Annotated in this window: 8 protein-coding genes; 1 reads left to right on the top strand and 7 read right to left on the bottom strand. The window is 59.0% G+C overall.

From position 1 onward, the window contains the following. Window positions 1-93 precede the first annotated feature (93 nt). From tuf to E0L15_RS07790, 5 genes are all read right to left on the bottom strand, one after another. On the bottom strand, window positions 94-1299 hold the full coding sequence (gene tuf, locus E0L15_RS07810) for an elongation factor Tu (protein ID WP_087229063.1): 1206 nt from the start codon (window positions 1297-1299) through the stop codon (window positions 94-96). Window positions 1300-1418: 119 nt separating this feature from the next. Then, window positions 1419-3527 carry an elongation factor G gene (gene fusA / locus E0L15_RS07805; RefSeq protein ID WP_168125156.1) on the bottom strand — a complete coding sequence of 703 codons (2109 nt, stop codon included), beginning with the start codon at window positions 3525-3527 and terminating at the stop codon, window positions 1419-1421. An 18-nt stretch (window positions 3528-3545) separates the two neighbouring features. Further along, on the bottom strand, window positions 3546-4016 hold the full coding sequence (rpsG, locus tag E0L15_RS07800) for a 30S ribosomal protein S7 (protein WP_087229069.1): 471 nt from the start codon (window positions 4014-4016) through the stop codon (window positions 3546-3548). A gap of 180 nt (window positions 4017-4196) precedes the next feature. Continuing rightward, window positions 4197-4631 (bottom strand): 30S ribosomal protein S12, encoded by a 435-nt coding sequence (rpsL, locus tag E0L15_RS07795; RefSeq protein ID WP_087229072.1) that lies wholly within the window; start codon window positions 4629-4631, stop codon window positions 4197-4199. A gap of 70 nt (window positions 4632-4701) precedes the next feature. After that, entirely contained in the window at window positions 4702-4941 is a 240-nt protein-coding gene (locus E0L15_RS07790; RefSeq protein ID WP_087229075.1) for a ribosomal L7Ae/L30e/S12e/Gadd45 family protein, read from the bottom strand. A gap of 206 nt (window positions 4942-5147) precedes the next feature. Between E0L15_RS07790 and gltX the strand changes: the two genes are divergently transcribed. Then, on the top strand, window positions 5148-6656 hold the full coding sequence (gene gltX, locus E0L15_RS07785; protein WP_168125155.1) for a glutamate--tRNA ligase: 1509 nt from the start codon (window positions 5148-5150) through the stop codon (window positions 6654-6656). 62 nt (window positions 6657-6718) lie between these two features. Here the strand turns inward: gltX and E0L15_RS07780 are convergent, their stop codons facing one another. Both E0L15_RS07780 and E0L15_RS07775 read right to left on the bottom strand, forming a co-directional pair. Next, window positions 6719-7726 (bottom strand): hypothetical protein, encoded by a 1008-nt coding sequence (locus E0L15_RS07780; protein ID WP_168125154.1) that lies wholly within the window; start codon window positions 7724-7726, stop codon window positions 6719-6721. A gap of 15 nt (window positions 7727-7741) precedes the next feature. Continuing rightward, window positions 7742-9481: an NFACT RNA binding domain-containing protein gene (locus E0L15_RS07775; RefSeq protein ID WP_168125153.1), complete on the bottom strand. Its 1740-nt coding sequence runs from the start codon at window positions 9479-9481 to the stop codon at window positions 7742-7744. Between the last annotated feature and the right edge of the window lie 2 nt (window positions 9482-9483).

Below are 9483 nucleotides of genomic sequence, written 5' to 3'. Positions count from 1 at the left end.
ATTTTTCGTATTTCACTTTTTGTTTTTAAATTATTTTTGCTGTGTAAAATAAAAGAGCGGCCCGAAGGCCGCTCTTTTGGGAACAACTAAAAATTAGTCGTTGATGACGTCGATAACAACACCGGAGCCAACGGTACGGCCGCCCTCACGGATAGCGAAGCGCAGGCCCTTCTCGATGGCGATGGGGGTGATCAGCTCAACGTTCATGTCGACGTTATCGCCGGGCATGCACATCTCAGTGCCCTCGGGCAGAGTGATGACGCCGGTCACGTCGGTGGTACGGAAGTAGAACTGAGGACGATAGTTGTTGAAGAAGGGGGTGTGACGGCCGCCTTCCTCCTTGGACAGGACGTACACCTGGCCAACGAACTTGGTGTGGGGGTGAATGGAGCCGGGAGCACACAGAACCTGGCCACGCTCGACCTCCTTCTTGTCGATACCACGCAGCAGAGCGCCGATGTTGTCGCCAGCCTCAGCGTAGTCCAGCAGCTTGCGGAACATCTCGATGCCGGTGATGGTGGTGTCCTTCTTCTCCTCGGACAGACCAACGATCTCCACCTTGTCGCCCATCTTGACCTGGCCACGCTCCACACGACCGGTAGCAACGGTGCCACGGCCGGTGATGGTGAACACGTCCTCAACGGGCATCAGGAAGGGCAGGTCAGCCTTACGGTCGGGAGTGGGGATGTAGCTGTCAACAGCGTCCATCAGCTCCTTGATGCAGGCGAAGTCGGGATCGTTGATGTCGCCGGACTCGCAGGTCAGAGCGTTCAGAGCGGAACCCTTGATGACGGGGATCTCGTCGCCGGGGAACTCGTACTCGGACAGGGTCTCGCGGACCTCCATCTCCACCAGCTCCAGCAGCTCCTCGTCGTCAACCTGGTCGCACTTGTTCAGGAACACGACCATGGCGGGCACGCCCACCTGACGGGCCAGCAGGATGTGCTCACGGGTCTGAGCCATGGGGCCGTCGGTAGCAGCGATAACCAGGATAGCGCCGTCCATCTGAGCAGCGCCGGTGATCATGTTCTTGATATAGTCGGCGTGGCCCGGGCAGTCAACGTGGGCATAGTGACGAGCGTCGGTCTCGTACTCCACGTGGGCGGTGTTGATGGTGATACCACGCTCACGCTCCTCGGGAGCCTTGTCGATGCTGGAATAGTCCTCGTACTGAGCCTGACCCTTCAGAGCCAGGTACTTGGTGATGGCAGCGGTCAGGGTGGTCTTGCCGTGGTCAACGTGGCCGATGGTGCCGATGTTGACGTGGGGCTTAGTACGCTCAAACTTTTGCTTAGCCATTTTGAGTTTCCTCCTTATACTTCAATAAAATTGGATTCATTCATCTAGACCCATGATGGGCCTATTTTATCCTATCGCCGGGAAAAAATCAACAGATTTTTTCCCAGCTCTTAAGATTTTTAGTCGTCCTTACGACCACGCTGGGCAATGATCTTCTCAGCGATGTTCTTGGGGATCTCCAGATAGCTGTGGGGCTCCATGGAGTACTGGCCACGGCCCTGAGTGCGGGAACGCAGGTCGGTGGCGTAGCCAAACATCTCGCTCAGAGGCACCAGAGCGTCGATCTGCTGGGCGCCGGGACGAGCTTCCATGCCCAGAATCTGGCCACGGCGGCTGTTCAGGTCACCAATGACGTCGCCCATGTAGTCCTCGGGCACGATGACGGAAACCTTCATGATGGGCTCCAGCAGGCAGGCGCCAGCCTTGCGGCAGGCCTCCTTAAAGGCCATGGAACCGGCAATCTTAAAGGCCATCTCAGAGGAGTCCACTTCGTGGTAAGAACCGAAGGTCAGGTGGACCTTCACGTCAACCACGGGGTAGCCGGCCAGAACACCGGCCTGCATGGCACCCTGGATACCAGCGTCAACAGCGGGGATATACTCCTTGGGAATGACACCGCCGGTGATCTCATTGAGGAACTCATAGCCCTTGCCAGGCTCGTTGGGCTCCACAGTGATGCGGACGTGGCCGTACTGGCCCTTACCGCCGGACTGACGGGCATACTTGGTGTCCTGCTCCACGCTCTTCTTGATGGTCTCCTTGTAGGCAACCTGGGGAGCGCCCACGTTGGCCTCCACCTTGTACTCACGCAGCAGACGGTCCACGATGATCTCCAGGTGGAGCTCGCCCATGCCGGCGATGATGGTCTGACCAGTCTCCTCATCGGTGTAGGTCTTGAAGGTGGGGTCCTCCTCAGCCAGCTTGGCCAGAGCGATGCCCATCTTCTCCTGACCAGCCTTGGTCTTGGGCTCGATGGCCACGCGGATAACGGGCTCGGGGAACTCCATGGACTCCAGAATGATGGGGTGGTCGTCCACACACAGGGTATCGCCGGTGGTGGTGTTCTTCAGACCCACAACGGCGGCGATATCGCCGGAGAAGACCTCCTCGATGTCCTCACGGTGATTGGCGTGCATCTGGAGGATGCGGCCAATGCGCTCCTTCTGCTTCTTGGTGGAGTTGAGCACGGTGGAACCGGTGGTCAGCTTACCAGAGTAGACACGGATGAAGGACAGACGGCCCACATAGGGGTCGGTCATGATCTTAAAGGCCAGAGCGGAGAAGGGGGCGTTGTCGTCGGCGGGACGCTCGTCCTCTTCCTCGGTCTCGGGATCCACGCCCTTGATGGCGGGGATGTCCAGGGGGGAGGGCATGAAGTCCACGATAGCGTCCAGCAGCTTCTGCACGCCCTTGTTGCGGTAAGAAGTACCGCACACCACGGGCACCAGCAGGTTGTCGATGGTACCCTTGCGCAGAGCCTTGCGGATCATATCGGTGGGGATCTCTTCCTCCTCCAGAGCCAGCATCATGATCTCGTCGTCGATGTCGGCGCAGGCGTCGATGAGCTTGGTCCGGTACTCCTGGGCCAGCTCCATCATGTCGGCGGGGATCTCCTCCACGCGCATGTCCTTGCCCAGATCATCATAGTACACGTCGGCCTTCATCTCCACCAGGTCGATGATGCCGCGGAAGGTGTCCTCAGCGCCGATGGGCAGCTGGATGGGCACAGCGTTGCACTTGAGACGATCGTGGATCATGTTCAGCACGTTGTAGAAGTCGGCGCCCATGATGTCCATCTTGTTGACGTAGATCATGCGAGGCACCCGGTAGTGGTCGGCCTGACGCCACACAGTCTCGGACTGGGGCTCCACGCCGCCCTTGGCGCACATGACGGTCACAGAGCCGTCCAGCACGCGCAGGGAGCGCTCCACCTCAACGGTGAAGTCCACGTGGCCCGGGGTGTCGATGATGTTGATACGAGTCTGGGGGAACTGCTGAGCAGAACCAGCCCAGAAACAGGTGGTAGCAGCGGAGGTGATGGTGATACCACGCTCCTGCTCCTGAGCCATCCAGTCCATGGTGGCGGTACCATCATGGGTCTCACCGATCTTGTAGTTCACGCCGGTGTAGTACAGGATACGCTCGGTCGTAGTGGTCTTACCGGCATCGATGTGAGCCATGATACCGATATTACGGGTATTCTGCAGAGAAGTCTTTCTAGTAGCCATATCTCTGTTCCTCCCGGATTACCAGCGGTAGTGAGCGAAGGCCTTGTTGGCCTCAGCCATCTTGTGAGTGTCCTCACGCTTCTTCACGGCGGAGCCGGTGTTGTTGGCGGCGTCCATGATCTCGCCAGCCAGACGCTCCTTCATGGTCTTCTCACCGCGGTTGCGGGAGTAAGTGGTCAGCCAGCGCAGACCCAGGGTCTGACGGCGCTCGGGACGCACTTCCATGGGCACCTGATAGGTGGAGCCGCCCACACGACGGGACTTGGTCTCCAGAGAAGGCATGATGTTCTCGATGGCAGCGTTGAACACCTCCAGGGGCTCCTGGCCGGTCTTCTCTTTGATGATGTCAAAGGCACCGTAGACGACCTTCTGGGCAACACCCTTCTTGCCGTCCAGCATGATGCTGTTAACGAGCTTAGTGACTAAGACGGAATTATACAGCGGATCGGGCAGAACCTCCCGCTTGGGTACGTTTCCTCTTCTGGGCACTTTGCTTCCCTCCTTCTTAATAAAATAGAATTCATAGGTACTCAGGCCCCGATGGCCGGGGCTTGTGTCATGCCTGTCCGAGGTCTACCCACATATATATGGAATAAACGCTCGGCAAGGCGCAGTTTGCCTTGCGCAGTCAGCGCAGTAAGCAAGTTAGATGCACAGGTGGGGTAAGAATTACTTCTTAGCGCCGCCCTTGCCGGCCTTGGGACGCTTGGCACCGTACTTGGAACGGGCCTGCATACGGCCATTGACGCCCTGGGTATCCAGAGTGCCGCGGATGATGTGGTAACGCACGCCGGGGAGGTCCTTAACACGGCCGCCGCGGATCAGCACCACGGAGTGCTCCTGCAGGTTGTGGCCAACACCGGGGATGTAGGCGGTCACCTCATAGCCGTTGGTCAGACGCACACGAGCGATCTTACGCAGAGCGGAGTTCGGCTTCTTAGGAGTGGAAGTACGAACGGCAGTGCAGACGCCGCGCTTCTGAGGGGAGGGCAGGTCAGTCTCCTTGTTCTTCAGGGTGTTCAGACCATGCTGCATGGCGGGAGAGTTGGACTTGTAGGTAGTCTTCTCACGGCCCTTGCGCACCAATTGGTTAAAAGTAGGCATGATTTTCCTCCTTTCAATGAATATATATTTTAACGAACTCTCCGTAGATTATTCGCTAAAACCGAAGAAATTATACAGTTGCCGCTACAGCGGCTCCCACGGCAATGCCGCAGGCATGTCCCAGAGCCTTCATGGTGTCCGTCCAGTGGACCTCCACCCCTTGCTCCTGGGCCTGTTGAGCCAGTGGCTCGGTGAGGGCGGGATCGGCATTTCGTGCCAGATAGATTCCCGTCGCCCGCCCATCTTTCAGGGCCCGGCGAACCTGCTTGACGCCCACAACCTTGCCGGCTTGTTCCAGTTTGGTCAGCATCCAAGCAGACCTCCTTTTTGGCATATCAGCACAATTTGGGATTGTAGCACAAAATCGTCCTCTCGTCAAGAAAAAACGCCCAGATTCACCTATCTATTTTTTACTCTTTTTCCCGCCATTTCCTTGTGCAATCTGTCTGCCTCTTGCCAAACCGTCCCCTGGAGGCTATAATGGGGACACACTGTAAACTGGAGGTTTTGATTGACATGGCTCTCAATCAGCAATGGTTTGACGATATGGAAGCCCGTATCCCCCACGACGGGGTGCGCACCCGCTTCGCCCCCTCTCCCACGGGCTACATGCACGTGGGCAATCTCCGCACCGCCCTGTACACCTACCTCATCGCCCGCCACGCCGGCGGCAAGTTCATCCTCCGCATTGAGGACACCGACCAGGGCCGTCTGGTGGAGGACGCCACCGAGATCATCTATAATACCATGCGCTCCTGCGGCCTGACCTGGGACGAAGGTCCCGACGTGGGCGGCCCCGTGGGCCCCTACATCCAGACCCAGCGCCGCTCCTTCTACGCCGAGTACGCCAAGCTGCTGGTGGAGCGTGGCCACGCCTACTACTGCTTCTGCGACAAGCACGAGGAGACCGAGGAGGAAGAGGGCAACTTCCAGAAGGAAGAGGACCCCTGCCGCAACCTCGACCCCGAGGAAGTGGCCGCTCGTCTGGCCAATGGTGACCCCTATGTCATCCGCCAGCGCATCCCCCACGAGGGCCAGACCACCTTTATGGACGCCGTGTACGGCGCCATCACCGTGGACAACGACACCCTGGACGACCAGGTGCTGCTGAAACGGGACGGTCTGCCCACCTATAACTTCGCCAATGTGGTGGACGACCACCTCATGGGCATCACCCACGTGGTGCGCGGCGCCGAGTACCTCTCCTCTGCCCCCAAGTACAACCTGCTGTACGAGGCCTTCGGCTGGGAGATTCCCACCTACGTGCACTGCTCTTCTGTCATGATCACCGACCCCGAGACCGGGGCCGTGCGCAAGATGTCCAAGCGCAAGGGCGACCCCTCCTACGAGGACCTCATCCAGATGGGCTATCTGTCCCAGGCTGTGGTGAACTACGTCTCCCTGCTGGGTTGGGCCCCCCACGGTGAGCTCAGCGAGCAGGAGTTCTTCACTCTGGACGAGCTGGTGAAGGCGTTTGAAATCTCCGGCATCTCCAAGTCCCCCTCCGCCTTCGACATGGAGAAGCTCAACTACTTCAACGCCACCTACCTGCGCTCCATGACCCCCGAGGCCTTTGCTGAGGTGGCCCGGCCCTACATCCGCCAGGCCGTCACCAATGAGGCCTATGACGCCGACGTCATCGCCTCCCTGCTTCAGGCCCGGTGCGAGCGCCTCACCGACATCCCCGAGAAGGTGGACTTCTTCGATGTGCTCCCCGAGTACGGCGTGGAGCTGTTCACCAACAAGAAGTCCAAGACCAACTCTGAGGTGTCCCTGGACATGCTGGAAAAGACCGTCCCCGTCCTCTCCGCTCTAGAGAGCTGGACTCAGGAGAGCATCCACGACACCCTCATCCACCTGGCCGAGTCTTTGGGCGTGAAAAACGCCACCCTCATGTGGCCCCTGCGCATCTCCATCGCCGGCAAGACCGTCACCCCCGGCGGCGCCGTGGAGCTGTGCTACATCCTGGGCAAGGAGGAGACCCTGCGCCGCATGGAGCTGGGCATCCAGAAGCTGAAAGGCTAACAACAAAGCGGACATGAAAACACCCCTGTAGAGACAAACACGTCTCCACAGGGGTGTTTTGTTTACTCTTGCATGTAGTGGAGGTCCACCAAAAGACTGGTGATCTCCTGGCTGTCCTCCGGGGCACAGGCATAAACGACGGTATTTTTCCACCAGAGCACATAATGGGTGGTGTGGTTCCGGGTCAGGGTAAACTTCTCCACATCATTGGGCAGGGACTGAGACAGTTCATCCCACTGCTGTGGCTCCATCTCTGGATTGATACTATAACAAATCTGGTTGTAGACCTGTTCCGCCACCGCCCCGCCGGTGTACTGGTAGTACGCAAAGAAATCTTCACCCTTGAATCCAGCAAGCTTGTTTTCCAGTTCCTCACTCTGATATCCGTCATAGGCGGTGAACAAAGTGCTGGTCTCAAAGCCGGCATCGGTCATGGCCGTCTGCACATCATAGAGTTTCTGCATGGGTGCCTGTACCGAGGTGTGCCATCGGACGGGTTGCATTTTGAATGCCTGTCCCCCACCGGAGGCAATCAGCACAAACATTCCCAGGAAAAACAGCCCCACCAGGCCATAGACCACCAGACTTTTCTTGGTGAGAAAGGTCTTGTTCTGTCGGCGCTGTCTGGCCTCCAGCTCTTCCTCCTGGAGGGGGTCCAGGCGGTGCTTCTCCCGGTACCCCTGTCCCTGTGCCTTGATGACCAAGCCCGCCAGAAACAGGGCCACGTCCCATCCCAGCGAAATCCACCAATTCCCCCACAGGCCTGGAATCAGACTGGGAAGAAAGGCCAAAAATGCTGGCAAGGTACTGTAGCAATAGCGCTTGAACAGCCGCAGCGTCTCCTCCTGGTCTCTGCTGGTTTCCATCAGCACAGACAGGACAGCCCGATTTCTCCGGCTTCTGGAATGGCGGCTGGAGGTGGCTGTGGGCACTCGGCCCTCCCCCTTCTGGACAAACTCCCAAAAGGTCATCCCAGACAGGGCAAACAGTTCCCGGCCAATCCAGGCGGTACAGTACAGATACCAGGGAATCAGCAAAAATGAGAAGAGTTCCAACAAAAAGAAGTTCATCGTTTCCCTTTCTCCTTATTTCACCCGGAGTTTCTTCACCAGTTCCTCCTGGGGTGTGACATACACCGTGTTATAGGTGTTGTAGATGACAAAACCGGGCTTGGCCCCCGTGGGCTTTTTGACCACCTTCACCGGGGTCACATCCACCGGCACCTGTGCCGAGTCCTTGGCCTGGGAGAACCAGGCCGCCAGCATGGCCGCTTCCGTCACCGACTGGTCGTCGGGCTGGACCCCTCCGGTCTTCAAAATCACGTGGGAGCCGTGGAGCTTTTGCACGTGGAACCACAAATCCCGCTTGTCCGAGTCCTTCAAGGTCAGGCGGTCATTCTGGCTGTTGTTCTTGCCCACCAAAATGGTGAGGCCAGCGGAGGAGCGAAACTCCATGGGCTTGGCGTGGATGATCTTCACCTTGCCCTTGGCGGTCATCTTCCGCTTGTGCTGGCGCAAATATCCGTTGTCCATGAGCTCCTGGCGGATCTCCTGCAAGTCCCGGTCCCCCTCGGACAGGGTGATCATTTGCAGCACGCTGTCCAGGTACTCCAGCTCGGTGCGGTTTTTCTCCAGCTGGATGGCCAGCATCTCCTCCGCCTTCTGGGCCTTTTTGTAGTCCTTATAGTACTTGGCGGCGTTCTGCTGGGGAGTGAGCAGGGGGTCTAAGGGGATTTCCACCTCTCTGCACTCCGGGTCATAGTAGTTCTGGGCCACCAGCACCGACTGACCCCGGTGCATCTGATAGAAGTTGGTGGTGATGATGTCCCCATACTCCCGCATCTGCTCCCGGTTGCCCGCGCGCCGCAGGTCTGCCTCCTGGTTGGCGATCTTCTTGGCGGTGCGGTTGCGGGCCTGGGTCACCGACCGGATGAAGTCCGCCCCCCGCTGTTTCACCCGCTCCTGGGCCTCCCGGGCGGCGTAGTAGTCGTCCAGCAGCTGGGAGAAGGTCTCACAGCGGGTCAATTCCACTTCGGGGCCATATTGCAGAATGGGCAGGAAGGAGAAGTCCATCTCCTTCCCCTCTTTTTTCAGCACCACCGGCTCATACTTGCCCTCCAGGATGATGGAGCGCAGCCGCAGCACCTCCCGGGCCAGGCCCTGGGAAGTCTCGTCGGCCCGGAAGGCCAATTCCCGGGCCACCAGGGGGGAAATGCCGCTGAAGGTGTCCAGCAGCCACTTGTCCTGGCCCTCTCCCTGGGGCGCCTGGCTCGACACCAGCTGCTCCAGCTCTTCCTCCCCCATGGCGGTGAAGTCCAGCTTGCCCGTGGGCACGGGGTACTGGTAGAAGAGGCCGGGCATCACCGGGCGCTGGGCGGAGATATCCCCGTCCACCCGGCGCATGCTGTCGGTGATGCGCCCCGCCCCGTCCAGCATAATGAGGTTGGACTTGCGGCCGATGCACTCCAGCACCAGGGCCCGCTCCACCCGGTCCCCCAGCTCACTGAGGGTCTCAAAGCGGAACTCCAGCAGCCGCTCCATGGGGGGCTGGCGAATCTCCAGAATGCGGCCGCCCAGGAAATACTTGCGCAGCAGCATACAGAACATGGGGGGCGTCTCCGGGTTCTCCCGGGTCACGGTGGTGAGCTGGGCTCTGGGGTGGGCGGGGTTTGCCGACAGCAGCAGCTTCACATTTCCCTGCCCGGTGCGCATGTGCAGCACCACCTCATCCCGGGTGGGCTGATAGATCTTGTCCACCTTTCCGCCAGTGATGCGTTCCCGCAGCTCTCCGGCTAAGGCGGTCATGACAATTGCATCCAAGGGCATGG

The organism is Pseudoflavonifractor sp. SW1122, from assembly GCF_012027765.1.
In the GTDB taxonomy this organism is placed as follows: domain Bacteria; phylum Bacillota; class Clostridia; order Oscillospirales; family Oscillospiraceae; genus Enterenecus; species Enterenecus faecium.
The sequence above is the reverse complement of the archived record's forward strand: the minus strand, read 5'-3'. Positions and strand labels throughout refer to the sequence as shown.